The organism is Brevibacillus gelatini (assembly GCF_003710935.1).
Lineage (GTDB): Bacteria > Bacillota > Bacilli > Brevibacillales > Brevibacillaceae > Brevibacillus > Brevibacillus gelatini.
Genome location: NZ_RHHS01000028.1, coordinates 66,412 through 88,694, shown reverse-complemented (window position 1 = coordinate 88,694; position 22,283 = coordinate 66,412). Strand labels below are relative to the sequence as shown.

At 46.2% G+C, this 22,283-nt stretch carries 23 protein-coding genes and 4 pseudogenes; 9 read left to right on the top strand and 18 right to left on the bottom strand.

The window, feature by feature from the left end:
• Positions 1 to 86: 86 nt before the first annotated feature.
• Positions 87 to 929: a phospholipase D-like domain-containing protein gene (locus EDM57_RS12465; protein ID WP_170163444.1), complete on the bottom strand. Its 843-nt coding sequence runs from the start codon at positions 927 to 929 to the stop codon at positions 87 to 89.
• A 38-nt stretch (positions 930 to 967) separates the two neighbouring features.
• Here EDM57_RS12465 and EDM57_RS12460 point away from each other — a divergent pair, with 38 nt between their 5' ends.
• From EDM57_RS12460 to EDM57_RS12455, 3 genes and pseudogenes are all read left to right on the top strand, one after another.
• Positions 968 to 2,188, top strand: a complete 1,221-nt coding sequence (locus tag EDM57_RS12460) for a M20/M25/M40 family metallo-hydrolase (RefSeq protein ID WP_170163443.1) — start codon at positions 968 to 970, stop codon at positions 2,186 to 2,188.
• 22 nt (positions 2,189 to 2,210) lie between these two features.
• Positions 2,211 to 2,411 carry a hypothetical protein gene (locus EDM57_RS23005; RefSeq protein WP_148039115.1) on the top strand — a complete coding sequence of 67 codons (201 nt, stop codon included), beginning with the start codon at positions 2,211 to 2,213 and terminating at the stop codon, positions 2,409 to 2,411.
• A 256-nt stretch (positions 2,412 to 2,667) separates the two neighbouring features.
• A pseudogene (locus EDM57_RS12455) lies at positions 2,668 to 3,537 on the top strand (IS256 family transposase); the annotation flags it as partial.
• 307 nt (positions 3,538 to 3,844) lie between these two features.
• On the opposite strand, the gene EDM57_RS24060 reads toward EDM57_RS12455, so the two are convergent.
• The 6 genes and pseudogenes from EDM57_RS24060 to EDM57_RS12425 all read right to left on the bottom strand — a co-directional run bounded on the left by EDM57_RS24060 (position 3,845) and on the right by EDM57_RS12425 (position 7,986).
• Complete coding sequence (locus tag EDM57_RS24060) at positions 3,845 to 4,021, bottom strand: arsenate reductase/protein-tyrosine-phosphatase family protein (RefSeq protein ID WP_148039114.1); 177 nt, start codon at positions 4,019 to 4,021, stop codon at positions 3,845 to 3,847.
• Between the two features lie 13 nt (positions 4,022 to 4,034).
• Complete coding sequence (locus EDM57_RS23740; protein WP_281274233.1) at positions 4,035 to 4,475, bottom strand: protein-tyrosine phosphatase family protein; 441 nt, start codon at positions 4,473 to 4,475, stop codon at positions 4,035 to 4,037.
• Positions 4,476 to 5,411: pseudogene (gene trxB / locus EDM57_RS12445) on the bottom strand (thioredoxin-disulfide reductase); the annotation flags it as partial.
• Positions 5,412 to 5,877: 466 nt separating this feature from the next.
• Complete coding sequence (gene arsC, locus EDM57_RS12435) at positions 5,878 to 6,303, bottom strand: arsenate reductase (thioredoxin) (RefSeq protein ID WP_122905067.1); 426 nt, start codon at positions 6,301 to 6,303, stop codon at positions 5,878 to 5,880.
• Positions 6,304 to 6,342: 39 nt separating this feature from the next.
• Positions 6,343 to 7,641, bottom strand: a complete 1,299-nt coding sequence (locus tag EDM57_RS12430; RefSeq protein WP_122905066.1) for an arsenic transporter — start codon at positions 7,639 to 7,641, stop codon at positions 6,343 to 6,345.
• Between the two features lie 21 nt (positions 7,642 to 7,662).
• The gene (locus tag EDM57_RS12425) at positions 7,663 to 7,986 is read right to left on the bottom strand and encodes an ArsR/SmtB family transcription factor (protein ID WP_122905094.1); all 324 of its coding nucleotides are present in this window, start codon (positions 7,984 to 7,986) and stop codon (positions 7,663 to 7,665) included.
• A gap of 206 nt (positions 7,987 to 8,192) precedes the next feature.
• Here EDM57_RS12425 and EDM57_RS12420 point away from each other — a divergent pair, with 206 nt between their 5' ends.
• From EDM57_RS12420 to EDM57_RS12410, 4 genes and pseudogenes are all read left to right on the top strand, one after another.
• Positions 8,193 to 8,642, top strand: coding sequence for a MarR family winged helix-turn-helix transcriptional regulator (locus EDM57_RS12420; RefSeq protein ID WP_122905065.1), 450 nt, complete (start codon positions 8,193 to 8,195; stop codon positions 8,640 to 8,642).
• Positions 8,643 to 8,697: 55 nt separating this feature from the next.
• Positions 8,698 to 9,564 (top strand): permease, encoded by an 867-nt coding sequence (locus EDM57_RS12415; protein WP_122905064.1) that lies wholly within the window; start codon positions 8,698 to 8,700, stop codon positions 9,562 to 9,564.
• A gap of 14 nt (positions 9,565 to 9,578) precedes the next feature.
• Positions 9,579 to 9,725 (top strand): hypothetical protein, encoded by a 147-nt coding sequence (locus EDM57_RS23330; RefSeq protein ID WP_170163441.1) that lies wholly within the window; start codon positions 9,579 to 9,581, stop codon positions 9,723 to 9,725.
• A gap of 26 nt (positions 9,726 to 9,751) precedes the next feature.
• Positions 9,752 to 10,246: pseudogene (locus EDM57_RS12410) on the top strand (arsinothricin resistance N-acetyltransferase ArsN1 family A).
• Between the two features lie 292 nt (positions 10,247 to 10,538).
• Here EDM57_RS12410 and EDM57_RS12405 read toward each other — a convergent pair.
• The 3 genes from EDM57_RS12405 to EDM57_RS12395 all read right to left on the bottom strand — a co-directional run bounded on the left by EDM57_RS12405 (position 10,539) and on the right by EDM57_RS12395 (position 14,530).
• Positions 10,539 to 12,656, bottom strand: coding sequence for a heavy metal translocating P-type ATPase (locus EDM57_RS12405; protein ID WP_122905063.1), 2,118 nt, complete (start codon positions 12,654 to 12,656; stop codon positions 10,539 to 10,541).
• A complete protein-coding gene (locus EDM57_RS12400; protein ID WP_122905062.1) occupies positions 12,646 to 13,017 on the bottom strand; it encodes an ArsR/SmtB family transcription factor in 372 nt (123 codons plus the stop codon). Before EDM57_RS12400 ends, EDM57_RS12405 begins: the two co-directional genes overlap by 11 nt.
• A gap of 286 nt (positions 13,018 to 13,303) precedes the next feature.
• The gene (locus EDM57_RS12395; RefSeq protein ID WP_122905061.1) at positions 13,304 to 14,530 is read right to left on the bottom strand and encodes an IS256 family transposase; all 1,227 of its coding nucleotides are present in this window, start codon (positions 14,528 to 14,530) and stop codon (positions 13,304 to 13,306) included.
• Positions 14,531 to 14,777: 247 nt separating this feature from the next.
• On the opposite strand from EDM57_RS12395, the pseudogene EDM57_RS12390 reads away from it, so the two are divergent.
• Both EDM57_RS12390 and EDM57_RS23000 read left to right on the top strand, forming a co-directional pair.
• Positions 14,778 to 14,930, top strand: a pseudogene (locus EDM57_RS12390) (IS110 family transposase); the annotation flags it as partial.
• Positions 14,902 to 15,189 carry a hypothetical protein gene (locus EDM57_RS23000; RefSeq protein ID WP_148039113.1) on the top strand — a complete coding sequence of 96 codons (288 nt, stop codon included), beginning with the start codon at positions 14,902 to 14,904 and terminating at the stop codon, positions 15,187 to 15,189. The pseudogene EDM57_RS12390 and the gene EDM57_RS23000, both read left to right, overlap by 29 nt.
• An 827-nt stretch (positions 15,190 to 16,016) precedes the next feature.
• Here the strand turns inward: EDM57_RS23000 and EDM57_RS22995 are convergent.
• The 8 genes from EDM57_RS22995 to radC form a co-directional block, all read right to left on the bottom strand.
• On the bottom strand, positions 16,017 to 16,412 hold the full coding sequence (locus EDM57_RS22995) for a hypothetical protein (protein WP_148039112.1): 396 nt from the start codon (positions 16,410 to 16,412) through the stop codon (positions 16,017 to 16,019).
• A gap of 271 nt (positions 16,413 to 16,683) precedes the next feature.
• Positions 16,684 to 17,517 carry a ThiF family adenylyltransferase gene (locus EDM57_RS12375; RefSeq protein ID WP_122905059.1) on the bottom strand — a complete coding sequence of 278 codons (834 nt, stop codon included), beginning with the start codon at positions 17,515 to 17,517 and terminating at the stop codon, positions 16,684 to 16,686.
• Positions 17,504 to 18,619 carry a Mov34/MPN/PAD-1 family protein gene (locus EDM57_RS12370; protein WP_170163440.1) on the bottom strand — a complete coding sequence of 372 codons (1,116 nt, stop codon included), beginning with the start codon at positions 18,617 to 18,619 and terminating at the stop codon, positions 17,504 to 17,506. Before EDM57_RS12370 ends, EDM57_RS12375 begins: the two co-directional genes overlap by 14 nt.
• A 72-nt stretch (positions 18,620 to 18,691) precedes the next feature.
• Complete coding sequence (locus tag EDM57_RS12365; protein ID WP_246005800.1) at positions 18,692 to 19,348, bottom strand: prokaryotic E2 ligase family D protein; 657 nt, start codon at positions 19,346 to 19,348, stop codon at positions 18,692 to 18,694.
• Between the two features lie 79 nt (positions 19,349 to 19,427).
• A complete protein-coding gene (locus EDM57_RS12360) occupies positions 19,428 to 19,949 on the bottom strand; it encodes a hypothetical protein (RefSeq protein ID WP_122905056.1) in 522 nt (173 codons plus the stop codon).
• A gap of 14 nt (positions 19,950 to 19,963) precedes the next feature.
• Positions 19,964 to 20,314 (bottom strand): hypothetical protein, encoded by a 351-nt coding sequence (locus tag EDM57_RS12355; RefSeq protein ID WP_148039111.1) that lies wholly within the window; start codon positions 20,312 to 20,314, stop codon positions 19,964 to 19,966.
• Between the two features lie 59 nt (positions 20,315 to 20,373).
• On the bottom strand, positions 20,374 to 21,498 hold the full coding sequence (gene dnaN, locus EDM57_RS12350; RefSeq protein WP_122905054.1) for a DNA polymerase III subunit beta: 1,125 nt from the start codon (positions 21,496 to 21,498) through the stop codon (positions 20,374 to 20,376).
• 108 nt (positions 21,499 to 21,606) lie between these two features.
• The gene (gene radC / locus EDM57_RS12345; RefSeq protein ID WP_122905093.1) at positions 21,607 to 22,272 is read right to left on the bottom strand and encodes a RadC family protein; all 666 of its coding nucleotides are present in this window, start codon (positions 22,270 to 22,272) and stop codon (positions 21,607 to 21,609) included.
• Positions 22,273 to 22,283 lie beyond the last annotated feature (11 nt).

Genomic DNA, 22,283 nt, shown 5'->3' with positions numbered 1-22,283 from the left:
ATAACCGAACATATTTTTTGCCTGACAGCACCTGATTTATCCATTTAACGCAAGAAAAATCCCTCGTTGTAGCGAGGGACAATTGCTCACTGCACGGTCAACGTGGCAGCTTGATAATTTACTGGCAGATAATCATACTGGTCGGATGCACGGCTCGTAACGGTCTCAACATACCAGGTATAATCTCCTGCGATGGTTGGTGCCGTCCAGTTACTAAAGGTGAAGGTGACACTTTGATTCCCTAGTAATCCCGCGTTATTCAAATAAACATTATTACCGGAGAAAGTTAACTTGCTGGTGAGATCAGTCCCGTCACTCTTAACTGCAGTAACTGTCGATGCCGTAGGATCTGGCCATTTTGGAGGCGCCATGACTTTTACCTTATTGATTGGGTATGTTGATGGAGCGCGCAACGTGACCTTAATGGTCTGTGTCGAGCCCGCCGGTACACTTGCTTTATCGATTGAAGCTGTTCCGCGTCCATAAGAACCACGAATCCGTAAAAACTCGTTGTAATATTTATCTGCAGTCGCTTTATCTCGGATGATCATTAAATTTTCGCTGTTTGAATCATTCGCATTTTCACTCGCGTTGAAAGAGCCAGTTGCGACAACGGCACTCGTATAGCCTTTGTCTGCAATCAACACCTTACTGTGCATTTTCCCGCCATATGGAACATCAGCAATACTCACCGGAATTTCTGCATGAGCAAGGTAGGCAAATTCTCCGTAGGGACCGTTTGATCCATATTGACTGATATCAAAGATTCCTTCCACGTTCACTCCACGATTTTTTGCATTTATCAACGCTGTGCGTAAATTGTCATCAGTAAATGAGAAATAGTCAAAATACACATTGTGCTGCGCATTGTTAACGATATTAATAAGCTGTTGAATCGGGTTATCCTCCGGTGCAAAGTAAACTTCCACTGGGATACTGCCAGAAGATGTGTGCTAGGGAGATACCCATGATGGATCGGATTATACATGACATGTACGTTCTTAGTAGCGCAGAATTTTCTGGTCGTATTTCGGGGACGGAAGGAGCTCGTAAGGCAGCAGAATTCCTTGCCTCTTCATTACAAAGCGCTGGCTTCTCCCCTGCTGGGGAAGACGGTTACTTTTCAAAGGTAAATGTTCCGGCTTCCAGACTGATGGCTCCTGCATTTGTTACCATTGGCGGGAAAGGATTGCACCATCGAATTGACTTTGCTGAATACTCTCCCTTCTCATCCGGAGGGTCCGTAACTGGAGAGTTAATCACCATTCGCGATGGAGATGACGTTTCGCCCAAAGATCTGGCTGGAAAAATTGTCTTAATACCTGAGCGTCCCAACGATTTTGATGTAAGGGGAACGATTGATTATGCGGCTAGTCTGGGCGTTGCTGCCCTTCTGATCGAATCGGGAGAACCGGAGTCCTTTCACAAAACCGTTCATGGCTCGAATAAAAACAAACTTCCCGTACTTCGCATCCGGCGATCTCTTGCACAGGAATTTTCTAGGAAACAGGGGCTTCAGGTTTCGATTGAGATCCCCCTGGAAATGAACACGCTTCCCTGCAAAAACGTGCTTGGGATCCTTCCAGGTGTTGATACAAGATACACCCTTGCCTTAACCGCCCATTACGATCACCTTGGTGATGATCCAAAAGGAGTTCGTTTCCCTGGAACTATTGATAATGCTTCCGGTGTTGCGGTCATGCTTGAGGTTGCTAGAATGCTTGCTAAGCGTGAACAACCACTCCCCTTTACCATTCTGGTAGCTTTTTTAACAGGGGAAGAGTCTGGTTTGTGGGGTGCAAAGCATCTTGCATCGAACCCACCTGTACCCTTATCTGCAGTCATAAATCTCGATTGTTTGGGCTTTGAGCCAGAGCTTTTTGCACTTCGAACCGGTCATAAAGCTTCCATTGACTGGTTAACCGAACTAGCTTCTGATGTAATCAAGAATCACGGTATTGACGTTCGTTGGATCGCAGGTGGAGATGATTCTGTAGCTTTTATTCAAAAGGGAATTCCCACTATCGGATTAGGTCAAAAACCTACATTACCTGATTCGACGAACATTCACACCTTAAACGATAACCCGGACAATCTTCATGTCAAGCCAATCGAAAAAGGATTCGCGGTTGTATTTGACATTGTTAATCAACTTGTTGATTCCCCCTTTCTTACGGGAATCAAATAAAAACGTTTAGGAGGAATTTATTATGACAAACTTCATTAAAAAATTAGTAAATGGTCATTCTGCGAAAGGGCAAGGAAACTGCTGTGGTGTTGATATTACAGAAGTGACTAATGAAAACCAAGAAAAAGATTCTGAATCTTGCTGCGGTAACGAAACAAATGAGAGCAACTCTTCCTGCTGCACAACTAATGTACAAGAAAACAACTCTTCTTGCTGCGGATAATGAAACAGCTGAGGATTACTCCTCAGCTGTTTTTATACGATTTAGGATTCTCTCTAAAGCCTTCACTTTCTCTGCAATTTCATCGCGAATTTCCCGAAATTTTGAAGTGACCTCTTCGTCACATCCAACAAACATTGTCGAGTCTGTAAAATAATTTGTGTAAACTCTCAACCTCTAAACTACAATTATGAGTAGAAAGGTTGGGAGATTCTTATGATGTCAAAAGAGCAAATCAAGCAGTGGATCAAAGCGAAAAATATCTACACGCGATATCCAAGACCATCTGCAGCAGCTCTATGGCATCGACGTCTCACCAACACTCATTTCCAATGTAACGAATAAGGTCGTTCCGATGATCAAAGAGTGGCAAAATCGCCCGTTGCAATCGGTTTATGCTGTTGTTTTCCTAGACGCAATTCACTTTAAGGTAAAGCAAGACGGAGCTATCGTCAATAAAGCCGCCTATATGGTAATTGGTATTGACCTTGACGGTCATAAAGATGTGCTTGGAATCTGGATTGGGGAGAATGAATCGGCCAAATTCTGGCTACATGTACTCAATGAACTGAAAAATCGTGGAGTCCAGGATATTCTCATTACGAGCGTCGATAACCTTCGCGGTTTTACGGAGGCAATTTCGGCATGTTATCCGAAGACGGAGATTCAGAAATGTGTAATCCATCAAATCCGAAACTCCATCAAGTATGTCTCCTATAAGGATCTAAAAAAGATTACGTCCGAGCTGAAACCTATCTATAAAGCTCCAACGGAGCAAGCTGCTTTGGAAGAACTTGAGCAGTTTGAACAAACCTGGGGCAGTAAATATCCCTTGATGGTTCGTTCCTGGCGGAATAATTGGGACGAGATTGCCACTTTCTTTAAATACCCTCCTGAGATTCGAAAGCTGATCTATACAACCAACGTCATAGAAAGTTATCATCGACAGCTTCGAAAAGTTACAAAGGGAAAAGCCATGTTTCCCACAGACGAGGCCCTTCTGAAGATGTTATATCTCGTAACCATGGATGTTCTGCGAAAGTGGACGGGACGAGTCCAGAACTGGGGCCAGATTCTCTTGCAGCTATCTGTTTTCTTTGAGGATCGAGTACAGCCGTACATCCGCTAACAAATGAAAGGCTTCATCCCCGAAGGGATTATCTTTCTCTCTACCAATATGTCAAGGGTCCGCTACGCCTTACGCCCTTGACTTTATTGGCTTCGAAAAAGATGTCCCAATTAGGGGGATGAAACCATTTCATATATCGGTTGATCGAGTTTACACAAAAACCTTGACAGACCCACATTGTCCGGTCTTCGATTCCCCAATGAAACGTGTAGATCGAATTTGGAAGTGTCGGACAGGAGCGTTCCGCTTAGCGATGCTCTCATCAGAATTTCTGAGTTAATGCTGCCAGATGTTTGCTGGGAGATGTCTATCCCTCTCTCTGCATAACCTTTATCGAAAGAGGATGGACTCCCTTCGCATATAATCCACCACTATAAATGGCAAAATCTTCGCCAAAATAATGACGTGTAAAACCCTCTGCCATCTGACTGCGGCACGAATTACAGGTACAAAGAAAATATATGATTTTCTTGTTTCCCAACATGAAGAGAACCCCGTCATGCTTCAAACAACTTTTCCAAAGCTTCTCTTTGTGCAGGTTTGATGTTGACTGCGGGACGAATATCTTTTACTTTTTCCTCTGCCTCCTGGAGTGTTGTGCTTAAGCCAAGAGTGAGATGCACTCCCGCTGCTACTGCTCCCGTTCTACCGCGCCCACCATTACAATGGAACGCAACCTTCTTTCCACTTTTATAGGCATTCACTACTTCGTCGATCGCTTGTTTAAAGAGAACATCCTGATTCGTGATGGCATTATCACCGAGTACAATCTGTATCCACTGAACATCAGGATTTGAAAATGCGGGTTTCTCTGCTTCTCCACGTAGATCTACTACCACTTCCACTCCCTCTTGTTTAATCATGGACTCAACATCCGCTGCCCCACCAAAGAAAATATTATCATCCACCAATGCTTGATATGATTTCGGTTCGGGCATGCTCCAATCGTGAACGGCATTTTCTTCGAGAAATTTCTCACAATCAAGTGCTGCCATACATCCCGTTCCAGCTGCAGTAATCGCTTGGCGATAACGATGGTCTTGGACGTCACCACACGCAAATACTCCAGGGATATTGGTTTCCGTTGTACCAGGGGTTACGACAATATAGCCTGTTTCGTCCGTTTTGATTTGACCTTGGAGGAAAGCAGTGTTTGGTCGATGCCCGATCGCAACAAAAATACCCTCAGTCTCGATGATTTCTTCAGTGCCAGTGTCGTTATGTTTTACTTTGAGACCCGTTACTCCCTTTTCTCCTGCAATAACCTCGATGGGAGTACAATTCAAACTCCAGGTAATTTTGGGGTTTTTACGAGCTCGATCTTGCATAATTTTTGAGGCTCGAAGTTCGCTTCTACGATGAACAACTCTTACCTCTGTTGCAAATCTCGTCAAGAAGTTGGCTTCCTCCATCGCAGAGTCACCACCACCGACAATGATGACCTTTTTCCCTCTGAAGAAGAAACCATCGCAGGTAGCACATGTGCTTACACCACGTCCGATATTCTCCTTCTCACCTGGAATTTCGAGCAACTTTGCAGAGGCACCCGTTGAGACGATCAAGGTTTCCGTTTGAATTTGTTCCGATCCATCTATCGTTAGCGTGAAAGGGCGTTTCGTAAGGTCTGCCTTCGTTACCCAACCTCTTTGAAATGTCGCTCCAAACCGTTCCGCTTGCTTACGCATGTTTTGCATAAGTTCAGGTCCCATAATTCCTTCAGGAAACCCAGGGAAGTTTTCTACTTCCGTTGTCAGGGTCAATTGACCTCCTGGTTCATTTCCCTCAATGACAAGCGGATTCATGTTTGCACGAGCAAGATAAATTGCGGCAGTAAGTCCTGCAGGACCAGTTCCAAGGACAACGACTTTTTGCATGATTATTCCTCCTGAGGTGTTTAGTAAAATACCCCTCATGCTAGAGGGGTATGTGATTGAACTAGGTTCAATTGGTGCTGATGTAGATGGTGGTGCACAGCATAGAGATAAATCCCGGTCTCGGAATCTTCCTTCGTGTAGAATATCTCCCATGCATTTCAATCAGGATCATACACCCGCACTTTATCCTGCACGGTATAGAAGCAAGTCGTATTCATTTCATCGATGGTAAGAAGCTTTTCCTGACGGAGCCTTTTGCCCCATTGCAACCACATCTTCTGTGTTATCTACTTGGAAGCCCAAGTGGTTTAGTACACCTTATTTCTCAAAAAGGACGTACATTCAGGAAAAAATGCAGGGCTGGCGAGTCCAGTTCAAATTTGGCGTAGTTCTCTTTTACCTTTGTCGGTTCCGCACTGAAGAAGATACGTTAAAACTATAATGATGCTTCTAATGTTGTTCCTCCTTATTTGCCTTCAGCAAGGAACTGTTCGATTCGGGCTTTAATGGAATCACGAACGGTACGGAATTTTGCCATGATTTCATCCTCGGTTCCCGTAGCTTTCGCGGGATCATCAAAACCCCAGTGCCATTTTACTGCGTTCTTGTTGGGGATCATCGGGCAATGCTCATCGGCATGACCGCAAAGCGTAATCACATAATCAGCACGAGCGAGGGTTTCTGGATCAATCACATCGGATGTTTGACTGCTGATGTCTACACCGGCTTCTTTCATTACCTGTACGGCGCGGGGATTCAGCCCATGTGCTTCCAGACCGGCACTTTTTACTTCATAACGGTCACTGCCTAATGCTTTCAGGAAGCCTTCTGCAATCTGACTGCGGCAAGAGTTTCCGGTGCACAGAAAGTACACGAGTGGTTTTTTTTCCATGTGTTTCAATCTCCTTTACGATGTTATCGATGTCGGTTATTAGGCAACAATTTGCAACCACAAATAGAGTCCCACCAGCGTGATAAACAGCGTCGGGATCGTCAGAACGATTCCGGTTTTGAAGTATTTTCCCCATGTAATGGTTACATCTTTACGGGATAAGACATGCAACCAGAGCAGTGTCGCCAGTGAGCCAATGGGGGTAATTTTCGGACCCAAGTCGCTGCCGATTACGTTGGCGTACACCAATGCTTCCCGGATGACGCCGGACGTCTGTGTCCCCTGAATGGCCAGCGCGTCAATCATGACGGTGGGCATGTTGTTCATGATGGAAGACAGGACTGCGGACAAGAAACCCATGCCAACCGTTGCGGCAAACAGTCCCTGATTGGCAAAAGTTTGGATCAACTGCCCCAACATGTCGGTCAGACCGACATTACGCAAGCCATACACGACAACGTACATCCCAATGGAAAAAACAACAATCGCCCAGGGGGCTTCTTTAATGATACGTTTTGTCTCAATGGCCTTACTCCTTTGTGCAGCCAACATAAAGATGATGGCTGCCACTCCTGCTGTAACCGAAACCGGAATGGCGACGATTTCGTTCATTAGGTAGCCTGCAAGTAGAATAGCCAGAATGACCCAGGACAACCGGAACAGGCGAACGTCTTTTAACGCTTCATGGGGTTGTTTCAGCTGGGATAGATCGTACTGCTTGGGAATATCTTTTCGGAAGTACAAGTACAAGACAAGTAAACTGGCTCCCAGTGAGAAGAAGTTAGGAACAATCATGCGTGACGCATATTCAATGAATCCAATGTCAAAGTAATCGGCAGAAACGATGTTGACCAGATTGCTGACGATAAGCGGTAACGAAGTGGTATCCGCAATAAACCCACTGGCCATGATAAAGGGAAGAATCATCTTGTCTGGAAACTTCAATGCCCTCACTTGCGCAAGAACAATCGGCGTAAGAATCAGCGCTGCTCCATCATTGGCGAAAAAGGCTGCAACGGCGGCTCCCAAGAGAACCACATACACGAACATCAGTCGGCCGTTTCCTTTTGCTAAGCGAGCCATATGCAAGGCTGACCACTCAAAAAAGCCGATGTCGTCTAAAATCAAAGAAATCAAGATAATAGCCACAAAGGCAAGTGTCGCGTTCCATACAATGCCGGTTACCGTAACAACATCTGTAACGCTTACAACGCCAAACAACAAAGCCAAGATCGCTCCGCCCGTTGCGGACCAACCAATGTTCAGTCCCTTCGGCTGCCAAATGACGAAGGTCAACGTCACGGCGAAGATCAGAAAGGCACTCCAGATGGCAAACATGATCTCTCTCCCATCTTTTTTCTATTCGCAGGTCACCAACAATCCCTGCTCTCCCAGTTTCTCAAATTCATGGGAATAATCGGGCAGGTTGCCCAATGCATGACATACTTGTTCATACCGTTCTTGGTTGATAGAATAAAAGACCCATTGCCCCTTTCTTGTTTCAATCACCAGGTCTGCACTTTTTAGACGGCTCAAGTGTTTAGACACAGCCGGTTGGGAAATCCCAAAGATGGGGACCAGTTCGCAGACACAACAGCTGCGGGTATTTAACAAGGCGATGATTTTTAGCCTTGTCGGGTCAGCTAATGCTTTCAATGCATTGACTAATTGCTTTGTGTCCATGTCCAATTCCACACCCTCCTCTCTCGACATCATATTATTATAACCATATGGTTATTTCAATATAAAAAATGGCTTTCCCCCACATTTGGGCATTTTTGATTCCAAGTTCACTTTATTATGTGATATCGATCAAATTTTTTTCGTGATAATTTTTTAGTTGCATTTTGCAAATAAAACGTATATAACTGTAGCAGAGGTGTTTTTCCATGGAAAACCTTCGAGAACTATTCCAAATCATGACCCGCCGTTTCGGATTTCTCAATAAATACTGCTGCATCTCAGGCGGCCGGGAGATTTCCTTAATTCAAAGCCACATATTATATGAAATCGAACGGCAGCACAAACCATCCATGCAACAAGTATCAGAAGCGTTGGGGACAGACATTACAACGTTTAGCCGGCAGATCCAAACGTTGATGAAAATGAATCTGGTGAAAAAAACACCCGATCCGGAAGATCGACGGGTACATATCCTTTCCCTTACACCAGAGGGAAAAGAAGTGGCCGCGACAATCGATCAGCAGATGAACGCTTACTTGGATGAAATCTTTTCGCATATGAACGAGTTTGAAAAAGAGACTGTCATTCGTTCCATTAAGTTGTTGAATGAGGCGATGGCCAAAACCGACAAGTGTTGTACTACTCCCTTGGGGTAGTTTCTTTTCAACTTAATACTTGCATTTTGCAAATAAAAAGACAGGGGTGATGATCATGTTTTGGGATGTATTGGAAAGTTTCTTCTCGATTGCCATTGAGTTAACCCTTTTATTTGTGGCAATTTCGCTCCTGATTAATCTGATTCAAGGATTTATTCCTTATGACAAATTGAATCAGTACTTATCAGGCAAAAACACTGTCTTGGGCGCGCTGGCAGCTCTGCTCTTTGCTTTTGTCACGCCGTTTTGCTCTTGCTCCACCATTCCCGTTGTCGTGAACCTATTGAATAAGAAAATTCGTTTTGGCATCGTGATGGTGTTTTTGTTCTCCTCCCCTGTCCTTGACCCGACCATTATCACGCTGATGGGCGCCATGCTGGGTGTCAAAGTAGCTGTAGCCTATACCGTGATTACCTCTGTATTGTCGGTCATGATCGGTTTTACCCTTGAAAAGCTTGGATTCGAAAAGGCTGTGAAGCGAGTGGTTATGACCGGTTTTGAAGAAAAAACGAACACATTCAGTTGGAAAGCAGCTTGGTCGGAGACGGTAGGGCTAATGAAAACCGTCTACCCCTATCTGATCATTGGCGCGGCTATTGGATCGGTCATTCATGGCGTGGTTCCAACTGAATGGATCTCCTCTATGTTTGGCGGTAACCAGTGGTGGTTGGTTCCTGTGGCTGCAGCCATTGGAATTCCGTTATACGTTCGTCTGTCGATGATGATTCCCATGTCCCAGATCCTGATTGCCAAAGGCATGGCAATTGCACCGGTCATGGCCTTGATGATCAGTTCTGCCGGAGCCAGTTTGCCTGAAGTAACACTGTTGAATACCATCTTTCAGAAGCGATTGGTTGTCGCTTTCGTGGCTTCTGTTATGATGATGGCTACCCTATCCGGCTTCCTGTTTTACTTCATTTAAAAGAGGTGATATCTATGGGTTTGTTGAAAAAAATCTTTGGTAAGCAAGGATCTTGCTGCGATGTGAAGATTGAAGAAGTGAAAAGCGACAAAGAATCGTGCTGTAATGTAAATATTGAAGAAGTGAAGAACGACAAAGAGAACTGCTGTGATCAAAAATAAAGAAACAGGATTTTGGGGGAAAGGCCATGAAACAGGTTACGATTCGGAAAGCTCAGCATCACGATCTGGGGTCCATCCTTCACATCTATAACCAGGGAATTGAGGACCGGATTGCCACGTTGGAGTTGGATACAAAAGACTTAACTTATATGGACAACTGGTTTCAAGAACATCAAGGTCGATATACCGTACTTGTTGCTTAAGTGGAGGGATCAGTTGTAGGATGGGCCTCCTTGAACCGTTATTCTCATCGTTGTGCCTATAACGGCGTAGCTGACCTTTCCGTCTATGTAGATCGCCGTGTACGAGGCCGTGGGGTGGGTAACCATTTACTCGAAGCATTAGAAACAGAGGCGAAAAACAACGGATTCTATAAAATCGTTCTCTTTACATTCCCCTTCAATGGCCTCGGGCAGGGACTATATCGAAAGAGGGGCTTCCGGGAAGTCGGCGTGTTTGAAAAGCAGGGCATTCTGGACGGCCAGTTCGTTGACGTGATGGCGATGGAAAAAATCTTATAGCTCCTAATGCTATCGGCTCTTCATGTTGAGGAGCCTTCTTTTTTTACTAATCAAATGGATAGAAATTTTCCAGTTAGAAGTTTCGTATCAAAAACATCCCCCCAATAATAACATGCAAGTCCGGATATCAAGGTCTACACGCTGAATCGCCTTGAAATAAGGGCGCTTTTTACCATTCCCTTTTACTTTTCTTCAACCCCATCTTTTCTGCAACCATCGTTCCAAACAAAAAGAGGTTACCCTTCGGATCAAACTCATTGTCCCGACGTAACCTCTTAGTCACTTTACACAGTTATTCTTTTACCCTTAGTAAGCGTAATCCGTTCAACGTAACGATAAGAGTCGCTCCCATGTCGGCAAAGATGGCAAGCCACAGTGTGAGCCATCCTGGAACAATTAACAGTAGTGCTACCAGCTTAATTAAAAGCGAGAAAGCAATGTTTTGTTTGATGATACTGAGTGTTTTTCGACTCAAATTAATTGTAAACGGCAGTTTGGTCAAGTCGTCGGCCATTAGTGCGATATCGGCTGTTTCTAGAGCCGTATCGGTTCCGGCACCACCCATGGCGATCCCTACATCAGCAGTGGCAAGTGCCGGCGCGTCGTTGACACCATCGCCCACCATTGCTACTTTCCCATGTGCTTTCAGCTGTTTAATGGCCTCCAGCTTATGCTCAGGCATCAGTTCCGCCTTTACCTCATGAATTCCAATCCGTTTTCCAATTGCCTCCCCGGTTGCACGGTTATCCCCTGTAAGCATAACGGTTTTCGTTATACCCAACTCTCGAAGTTTTTGAATTACGTTTTTACTGCTTTCCCGGACTTCGTCGGCAACGGCAATTAGGGCAAGTATCTCATTTTCCGTTCCGAGTACCATAACCGTTTTTCCTTGTTTTTGCAAACCTTCGATTTCGGCTTTTATTTTTTCGGTTAGGTTCGACGTATTCAACTCGGAAAACAAATTCGGACTGCCGATGTAGTACAGTTCCCCTTTTACTTTTGCCTTTACCCCTTTACCAGTAATGGATCGGAACTCTTCTACTTCGGATGACAAATCGACGTTTTCGTTTTCAGCTTTGCGGATAATTGCTGAAGCCAGTGGATGTTGGGACCCTTTTTCGATGACGGCTGCAATAGCCAACAATTCATTTTTCTCTTGACCACCATAGGTGATAAAGTCCGTAACCACTGGTACCCCTTTCGTCAAAGTTCCTGTTTTATCAAAAGCGATTGCAGACAATCGTCCTGCTTCCTCCAAATGAATGCCACCCTTAATCAAGACACCGTTCTTTGCGGCATTCCCAATGGCAGTGACAATCGATACAGGTGTGGAGATCACCAGCGCGCACGGACATCCTACCACTAGTAACGCCAATCCTCGGTAGATCCACTCACCCCAACCGCCTCCAAGTAGAAGCGGAGGAACAACAGCAATGCCCAGTGCTAAGATCATAATCGCTGGCGTGTAATACTTTGCAAATCGGTCAACGAATGCTTGAGACGGAGCGCGTTCCGCTTGCGCTTCTTCCACCAAATGAATAATCTTGGAGATCGTCGTATCCTCAACCCGTTTTGTTACTTTGACTTCAAGAAGCCCCTCTTCGTTTAGCGTACCTGCGAACACTTCATCACCAACGGTTTTTGTGACAGGTACAGATTCCCCTGTAATAGCAGCTTGATTGATGGTGGATGTTCCTTTGATTACAACCCCATCCATGGCAAGTTTCTGCCCTGGTTTGACGATCATAATGTCGCCCACTTGGATGTCGTCCACATGAACCATTAGCTCTTCGCTACCACGACGGATTAACGCTTCTTTCGGAGCGATGTCCATCAACGAACGAATGGATTGTCGAGCTTTTTCCATGGAGTAACGCTCCAATACTTCACTGATCGCAAAGAGGATGACTACTGTTGCTCCTTCACCCCATTCACCAATCGCCGCCGCCCCTAATATGGCTACGGTCATGAGAGTGTTCATATCGAACTGGAGACGGAACAAGTTTTTAATCCCTTTAATGAAAAGCTCATAGCCGCCGATGAGAATGGAAGCAGCATAGACTACAGCAGTAAGGACATGTTCTTCCCCGAATTGCTGACCCAACAGGTATCCAAAGAGTAGAAGGACAGCTGAAAGCACTACTTTACCGTGCGCTTTCCAGAACGGTTCTTTCTTTTCTTCAACCCGTTCACTTTCGGATATAATCTTCAGATTTTCAAATGCCCCTGCTTTTTCTAGTTCCTCGACAGTTGCTTCTCCAAAAACAGTTACCTTCGAAGCTCCAAAGTTCACTTGTGCCTCTTGAACGCCAGGCAGGTTTTTGACGTTCTTCTCGAAGATGGCTGCACAGTTGGTGCAGGTAAAACCTTGAACCCGATAGACCTTTTTTTGCTCTGCATTACTTCCCATGGGTCACGACCTCCTGACTATGTGTCGAAGCAATTTGAACAAGCTGTCGTACATGTTCATCTTCCAACGAGTAGAAAACCAATTTCCCTTCCTTGCGATATTTTGCTAATCCCAATTCTTTTAACATCCGCAAATGATGGGAAGCCGTTGCCATCGAAGACCCGATGATGTTGGCTACATCACATACGCAGAGTTCATCTTCTTGGCATAACGCGAACGCTATCTTCATGCGTGTTTCATCCGCTAATACCTTAAACATCTTTGCCATAGTTGGGATGTCTTGTTGACCAAGAGTCTCTTGGACACGACGAACCTTGGATTCGTCATAACAATAAATTTCACATGTATCTTTTTCTTTCATGAAATCACCTCCGACAATCAAACCATCGTTTGATCATTATTATCATAAACCATTATCCTTATACAGATCAAGTCCATATTTGTGTGTAAATTCGCCCTTGGTTAGAATGAGCCCCCTTCCGTCCCCCGGAGGGGGGAGACGCAGGGGGCACGCCCCCTGCACCCCGTCACTCGCCGTGTGGCAGCCCCAGCAACGGATTGCTGGGCCTATCAAAAGTTTGTTGAAAAGAGCCTGTCAAGGCTACATGGAACGCTTCGCGGCCTTGACAGGCTGCGATAGGCGTCCGTTAGCCGATGCGCGTGACTTTGGCACTTATGTTAGCGGCCTGTGATTCACGACACTTCAGATATTCGACCATATCCAAATACTTTCTGCCGCTAGCCCACTTCTCATCGATTTCCATGAGCAAAGCGCCGATCAGCCGCAGAGCCGATTCACGGTTCGGAAAAATCCGAATCACTCGTTCACGGCGACGGATTTCCTCGTTCAGACGCTCCAGGCCGTTTGTCGTGCGAAGCCGTTTCCGATATGGTTGGGGCAGCAGCAATACAGCCGTAGCATCTTCGAAGCCCGCCTCCAGAACGGCCATCGCTTTTGGTGCTTTCGTTTCGTACATTTCAATCGTCTGGTTTAGGAGCAACCGTGCTGTATCCATATCCGGGGCATCCAACATGGCCCGAACCCGACTATACACCTCGTCTTGCAGTGCTTTCGGCGTGGCGTCCAAAATATTGCGCAGGAAGTGCGTTTGGCACCGCTGCCAGGTGACTCCTTGGAATTGCTTGCGAATGGCTCGAACCAATCCACCATGGTCATCGGACACCACGAGATCAACGCCTCGCAACCCGCGGCTTTTCAGCCAGCCAAAAAACTCACTCCAACTGGCTTCTGACTCACTGTCACCAAGCATCACACCCAATACCTCCCGGTAGCCATCGGTGTTGACACCCATGCCAATGAGAGCACCTCGTGACCGCACCCGACCGTCTTCGCGCACCTTGAGTACCAAGGCATCAACGATGACAAAGAGAAACGAAGTGTCATGAAGCGGACGGTTGTTCCATGCCGTTACGACAGGATCGAGCTGTTTGCACAGTTCTGACACCGTGGATTTCGAAAACTCCGTGCCACACAACTCCTCGGTGATCTGGGCCACCTTACGGGTCGACACTCCGTTGACCACCATCTCCATCAAGGCGAGCACCAAAGCCTGTTCGCTGCGTTGGTAACGGGCAAACAACTCTGTCGAGAACTTCCCACCGCGAATCCGGGGGACTCGAAGCGTAATCGTTCCTACGCGAGTCGTCAACTGGTGGGGATATGAGCCGTTCCGATAACCTTGGCGATTTTCCGTCCGTTCGTAGGGTTCCGCCCTCAGTTGTTCTGTAGCCTGGGCTTCCAGCACTTGGTTCAATACGGATTCCAGCAGTTTGGCCACTCCCGCATCCTGAGAATTCCCTAAAAAAAGCTGATGCAAAAGCTTGGAATCTACGCTAATCTGGTATTGAGCCATAACGAAAACTCCTCTCTTAAGAATGGTGTCTGCAAACTTCATTCTAACCGAGGGTTTTTGAAATGGCTCTCTTATTTTTAAGAGACTCCATTTTTACACAATTATACGGACTCAACTCCTTATACATTCAAATGAACTTTTGAATGTATGTGTGCATAAATTAAAAAGCTGTTAGGATTTACCTAACAGCATCAGCGTGTAGACAAAGTACCGAGAGGTACAAGGTCTACACGCTTTTTTTCGTTGAATTCCCGGAGTGGCTAGGCGCACTGCCGAACACAATTTGGCGGAAATCGGTACGGATATGACCCAGTTTCCTTCCGCCGCCCACCTGTGTTCGTGGGCGGGACTAGCTCCAGGTAATCACGAAAGTGCCGACAAGCGAAAGTCAGGCCGTAGCGCCTTTTTCAGGGCATTATTTTCGGGATAGACAAAGTAACTGCTGGGGGGAGAAGCACGTTTCCGGCATCCGCTCCGTGCTCGCCCAGCCGGGAAGAATAGACTGCACGCTCCGCAGCGATTTGCGGGGGATCGCCAAAGCCGCATCGCTGCGCAGCCCATTCAAAGGTGGCGATCCTGTTCCCCGCAAATCGCTGCTCCGCTCGGTAGGGCTCACAAGTTGCTCTGCCTGGAAACATGCTTCTCCTTCGATGCAATAGGTTTGTCTTCAGTCTGAAGCTGTTAGGATTTACCTAACAGCATCTAATTACTTTTAAGTGAATTATGTACAATCTCATCAAGATATAGGCAGAACAAATCGACTTGCAGCAAACATGTTATCTATCCTATCTTACTCTCCAGCTTATTGACTCCCTTCTTTCCCACGCCTCCAGCAATGTGATGTCGTCCGGGGCTGGATCGCATCCACTCGATACTCTTTTCCCGAGCCAACGCGGCCAGTACCTCCATCACGCCGCTACGACTGCGCCCGGTTTTTACTCACAGCTCATCCACTGTCGGCGTGCGCCGACGACCAACGGAAAAGTTGGCGATAATGCGCAAAACCTTTCGCTCGATGTCAGACAGCATGGAAGCTCACTCCCAATTATACGAACATTTGTTTGTATTATATGCGAACAAGGACGAACATGCAAATAAAAAATCTCCACATTAGTGGAGCATCGGTAAGTTATTTTCCCTGGGGTCTAACAGTTTTGGAGACCATCCAGGTCCACCGTCAAGAAACATCGGCGTGCCTCTTTCTCCCCAATCGAATTGAACTCATCCGGCGCAGCTGTCTGCTTTCCAGTCTGGGCCGCTTTCGGCAACGAGAAGGACACCACTCCGTCTCGATCTGGCCGAGGTCGCCTTTTATTGGTTGCCACGCGCTGTCGTTATCAACCGATCAAAGAGCAGACGCCCTTCTTCATTCCTCGGGTCCTGCGTCGCCCGTTTCCGTTACCAGCGATCCGCCCGCAACTGTCATCCAGGCGACGAACTACATGCAGTCTTTCCGGTGCCCTGGCAAGGCCTCATATCAGAGAATTTACCGAATCGAAAACACCAGTTTTCTGCCTTCCTTCTCGATCTTGACTTTCTCTGAATGCTTCAGCGCCTTTTGTATGATGATGTACAGATTCGGCCATTCCACTCCCTGGCGTTTTTGCAGCTCCCCGTATAGTTCTGTCAGTGTCAGCGGTTCCGCCGCTTCCTCCAAAATCGTTTCTACCTTCCTAGCTATTCCCGGATAATCATGATGCTGATACGGCTTTCGAGCTTTACTCGCTCGCTTTGTCGGTATCTCATGGAGAACCGCCGATCCACTTGTTGTTTCTCCTTGCCGATCATCCTTGCTGGAAGGTACACCATACTGCTCGTCCAACTCACGGATTCGGTGCAAAAGCTGCTTGATCTCCTCCCCCAGTTCTTTGTCTCGTTCCATATACTCTCTTCTTAGAGATAGTCGTTGCTCAAGCAGAGATTGCAATGTCATATGTAGTGCCTGACGTTCGTTATATGTTGTGGACATACTCGACTCCTTTATGATTGTTTTTTTGAGTAATTTGATATCTTCAATATTTTTTCCTGCAATTCTTACCGCTGCAGACCTCATTAACACTACCGCGTAACATCCAGATGAACCGAAACAATTTCCCACAAGTACTACATTTTCTTTACAAACACAAAAAAAGAGTGCCCATTTCTGGACACTCTCACCCATCTTGAATCCTTTCCCCACGCATATACATTTTCTTTGCGTGAAAGAATGTCACGTGCGTAGACAAGGTTCTCTCCCCAAACAGTTCATTTAGATAACCTGCCACTGCTTGCGCCGCGAACCTGTTGGTAATTAACCGCTGCGGCTCGGACGAGATTACCTGTGAGCACGCCATTTCAGAAGGAGCGATCTCGTCCTCATCCTCCAATATGTCCGGAAAGCTGCCGGCCACCGGTTCCAGAAACGTTTTTCCGTTCAATCTCAATCCGGCTACTACTTGTCCTGTCCATCCAGTATTCGCGTGACGCTGCTTCTCCTCCTCCGTCCACACTTCTCGTAGCCGGCCGTCACGAGGAACCCATGCAGCTTCCACTCCCACATCGATGTAGAGCAACTTTTCTTGACTTAGAAAGTAACTGTGCATGACCTGGCGTGTGTAGTTGTTATCCACTGCGCCGATCAATATCGGAAGAAAAAACGTGTCCCAACTGTAACACCCGCGATAATCCGTGAACTGAAACAGTCGTTCTAACGTTCTTTCATCCTCAATGTACCGTTCATCAAACGCAGCGATCGGCACTTGATAATGGCTGCGGTACCGGTTAGCCAGTACCGCAGCTTTCTTCTGTCCGACATCCTTTGGTATAAAGAGTTGATTGGCCAAATTCTTTTGTTCTACCGTATCCGGATCGGCCACCAGGTAAAACCCCTGTACCTTGAATATGTTCATCATTTGAGCGCATTGCTGCAGAATATATCCGCCATTTGCGCCTGCGCCGATCTGAACAATATAGTAAAAGATCTTCTTCCGTTCGTTAAACCGTATCATCGTCTCCTGCTCCTTTCACGAACACTTGAGGAAAGTCCAGGTTCGTCGGAGACTCCAATGGTGATTCAAAGACAATATGGGGATTGATGATCAGATACTCCCCGTCCAGACACGTCCTCACCAGAATTTGTGGGAAGAAATCCAGCACCCTTCCCACAACCGCATAGAGGATCGGCGCCTGCTCAGATCGATCATCTTGGGAAGAAAAGTAGGCTTCCATCGTATGGTGAGAGTGGATTTCCATCACTTTCACGACGTTTTCCACGTAAGCAACTTGCTCAGTTGGTTCACACATGTCTCTGCTCACAATCTGTGCCGGAATCACTAGTTGGTACCCTTCTTCTCCCCAGTAAATCTCGCCATGAACCTCAGCGCCATGTGTCCGGGCGAAGTAACGGGCAACAATCAAAAACTGCGTCAGAATCCCCCAGGGAATCCTGGGGAATTTTAGACGCACACCTTCTACCAACGCCGGAACACTAGGAACCTTCCGAGCCCTTTTGCAGATCGTTAACGCTTCTGTTTCGCGGATATGGTACATATGACCATCAGCTCCGGGAACATACATGTTGGACCGGCGATTTGCCACAGCATCCTCCAACTTCAGATAAACACCATGTCGGCGATCCAAGATCATGCCGCTTCCTTTCTTTCGTGCGGTTAGAACAGGGATAATCATATTCTTTTCCTTAATGAATGTCATCGTTGTTAACTCTTCAGTTAGTTCGCCAAAGTCGTTCTCCAACCGCTTCCGCACGTCTTCACCAGTAATGTTCCTCAATTTCACTTCGGCGTTGTCTCCTGTAGTTTGTTCATCAGTTGGAGAACTGTCTGGAAGACCATTCGTGATTTCTTCCGGTGTAAAGTAATCGGTCAGAGGAATGTTCTCCCCGCCATACCGGATGATCGTCTCGGTGTTTAGTTCCCATGTTTCCGGTTCACTTTTCGTGACAGATACAGCCGTTTTCTTTTGGTCCTTGGAAGCTACCCGTGATTTCGTGGATGCCGTCGTCTTTTTGCCTTTTCCTGTGTCCTGGATGGCCTCCGGTTCCTCTTCTCCTAAAAAGCTGAACAAAGTTTCTTGAAACAGTTTGTCAGTCATGCTTTCCATGCCTCCTCTTGGATTCATTTCAAAAAAAAAATAAAGACTATAGCTTTCGCTAAAGTCTTTGATCTACAGTTCTTGGCAGTATTGTCCAAACGTTCGTTGCTTGGATGTTAACCATTCCTCTGGAAAATCCTGCCCTTGCATGCGATTGTATAGCTCCCGCAAATCACTGATCCCGGATTCGTTCCGGTTCGTGTTGTAATAGCAGGTAGAACTGGGAGCCGCAAAAAAGACCTGGTGCATAGTAGCAAGTTGAGCCAAGTCTTTGATAACCGGCAACGTATTTCCCCCCATACAAACCACACCATTCGATACATTCGCGTAAGGAAACTTGTATAGTTCGGTGTCCTCGCGAATCCTCCCCTTGTCCTTGACGGCCAAGATGTGCAGCTGTTGAATGCGACCATCCCGGATTCGGTACCCAAACAACATCCGCGGGAATCCCACCTGTTCAAAAGTGGTGTTGTAATAGGCAATGTCCCATTTTCCTTTAGGCACCTCGATAAATACCATCTGGATCTTCTGCGCTCGATTAATCCAAATGTGTTTGACACAGTTGACGGGCAAGGTAGGAGTCTCGATACGTATCGCCGGATTTTTCATCCGTTTTCTTCCGATGATTTTTCGTAGTCGTTTCCGTTTCTGAACCCCCAGGATTCTCATTGGCTTTAAATTCTCCGATTCAGAATTTCGGATGGACTCGACAAAATCATCAAAACTCATCACGTATTCGTCTACCTTTACGCCCTCCGATGAGGTAACCTGGACAGTACAGTATGGTGTGTGCTGCGTAAAATCATCACTAAACTTCACAGTAAAATGCAGCATACCTCGCACCTCTATTTCCTTTTAAGTATTGGGCATACACCAACAACCTATCGAGTAACTTCCTGATCTGGATGAGCTCTTGAATGAACTGATTGAAATAGGACGGACTTTCGTGGATCTCGATGATAAAGCCCATTTTCTTCAGTTCGATGATCATCTCAGCTCCCGTCCAGTCGCAGACAACTCTCTTATTCCATCGGAGCTGTCTTTCGACCCATTCTTTTGTAAACACCCCAAGAAGTTCTTCGACGTCTGGACATAGGATGACAAACTTCCGGATGTCATATGACCCGTCTTCCTCTTCTTCCTCAGCGCAAGCACCAAACAGTCGCTCCGTTGCCTTCATAAAGATATCTCCCCCCATGTTTTCAAACGCATAATCCGTTACCCAGCACCCCATGTCGGATACCCGATACCCAGCATCGTGAAGGAGCTTTAACGAAAGCAAATTATCCAAGGACGACTGAATGACTTGGCAATCCTCGATACTAAACATATCAATGCTCTCCCTCAGATAAAATCGTCTTCTTCTGCATACTGTTTCTTCCTAGAATGAAGCAGTGTGTAAATGTTCTGCGTGCTCCTGACATACTCATAGATTACGTTGTACCAATTGGCCCGCTCAGTTTCTTCATCATAGATGTCTTCCATCGAATAAAGAGAATGGGCTTCATTGTACACGTAATCCAGTTCGTCCAATGTAAAGCTGTCGAAATCGACTTCCGATGCATCGGCGCCGGCATACAGGTATTCGACGATGCGAAACATACCTGGAGTTTGCCTACGTGGACTATTTGATGAGATGCTGCGAACCTGAAGTTGTTTTAGGAACTCATTGGTTGAAAATCTCCTTTTCTTCATCGCTAATGCATCCTTTCAAAGAAACAGAAGGGGAATGAGATCCCCTTCTGCTCTGCAAATTATGCTGATCGCACAGGCAATATTAAGGCAAACCCTGTTTCATCACCTGTCGGTCGTATGATTAACGGTGCATTTGCACCAGATGCTTGAAACATGACTTCTTTTGCCTTCATATGTCGTAGTGCCTCCAGGAGATACTTCGTACTGAACTTCATCTCAAAAGTATCGCCTTCGAGATCCGAGACAAACACTTCCTCCTGTACTTTTCCCATCCCTTCCTGACTGGCCGAAATGAGAAGAGAAGGCATTGCGGATTGTATCACCTGTAAGCGACACATATTGGCTTTTCCTTCCTTGGAGACGATGCTCACCCGCTCCAGTACCTTGACTAACTCATCCCGATTTGCCACAAATGTTGTCGAAATAATTGTTGGGATTACCCTGGATATTTCCGGGTAAGTACCGGAAATTAGCCTAGAAGCATACGTTACGTTCTTGCAAGTGAGTCGTAACGAGTTCTCTGTGCAGTGGATGGTGACCTTATCGGTCGTGTCCTCAATTAGCTTTACCATCTCTTCTGCAGCCGTGGCAGGCAAAATCATCTTCGGTAACTTCAGTTCTTGATCCAGCTGAACGGTCCAAGATCCCAGCCTATGAGAATCCGTTGCGACGAACGTTACTGCCTTTTCCTTGCTAACGATATGGATGCCCTGTAGGGTAGGGCGCATAGCAGATACCGAGCAGGCATACTCCAAACGTAACCCGTTAGCCAAATCAGATGCTTGTATCTCAACACAAACGCCGGTATCGTCCAACGAAAAGGATGGGTACTCATCAGCTTTCATCGTCTTTAGCTCGAAAGTCGATTTCCCCGCGGTAATGGAGATCTCATTTTCCCCAATTTTCAGTTGGATCTCACCCGCTGGCAACTTACGCACAATGTCCAGGAATATTCTTGCCGGTACGACTACCGCACATGGTTGAGACGATGAGCAATTGTCATCCTCCGTAATCTGGATGGTGTTATCCGTATCAGAACCGGTAATGGTCAAAGATTCTCCCGTGAATTGGAGATGAAAACCGGTTAGAATCGGAATCGTCGTCTGTTTTGCAACTGCTCGGTATGCTTTCGACAGATCAGCAACTAAACGTTCTGAATCCTTAATCACGATTTTCGTCTTCATGCTTCCTCCTACTCGAACCGGGGCCGAGTGGCCCCATAGTTCGAGCCACTCGTTTTCTTACCCCGGTGATAGGTAGAATCTTTTCGGCAAATACGTTACCTTACCGTACTAAAAGTACCTCTGTTCTTTTAAACTAATATACTTTCCATCCCCGATAATGACGTGATCAAGCAGGCTAATACCAACCACCTCTCCTGCTTGCCGCAAAATTTGCGTGATCGAAATGTCTTCCTTACTTGGGGTTGGATCTCCGCTCGGATGATTGTGCAGACAAATAATCGATGCCGCGCTCCTCTTGATTGCTTCTTTAAAAATCTCACGGGGATGCACAACCGATGAATCCAAACTTCCTATAAAGATCGTCTGCTTACCGATTACACGATTTTTTGTATTCAGAAACAGACATATAAAATGTTCCTGCGTTAAGTACCTCATTTCAGGCATCATTAGTTCCGCTACATCACGCGGGAGACGAATGGCTATCCTTTTCTCTCTTGGACTGGTTACATATTTGTGTGCCAAACCAAAGGAGGCGACGATCCGCTGTGCTGCCATTTCACTGATAGACACAAGTTCCATGATTTCTTGGGCAGACATCGAAGCGAGTTGTTGAATCCCGATGCCAGTTAACTTTTGAATGTTTGCAGCATCTGCTTCGTTTCCAATAATGATCGTCAACAGATCGTTCAAATTCGCTTCCTTCGTCCCGTAGAACGTGATGCTTTCTTTGGCTTTTTTGACAAATTCAGTTACGATGAAATCGTATTGAAACATTTCGATTTGCT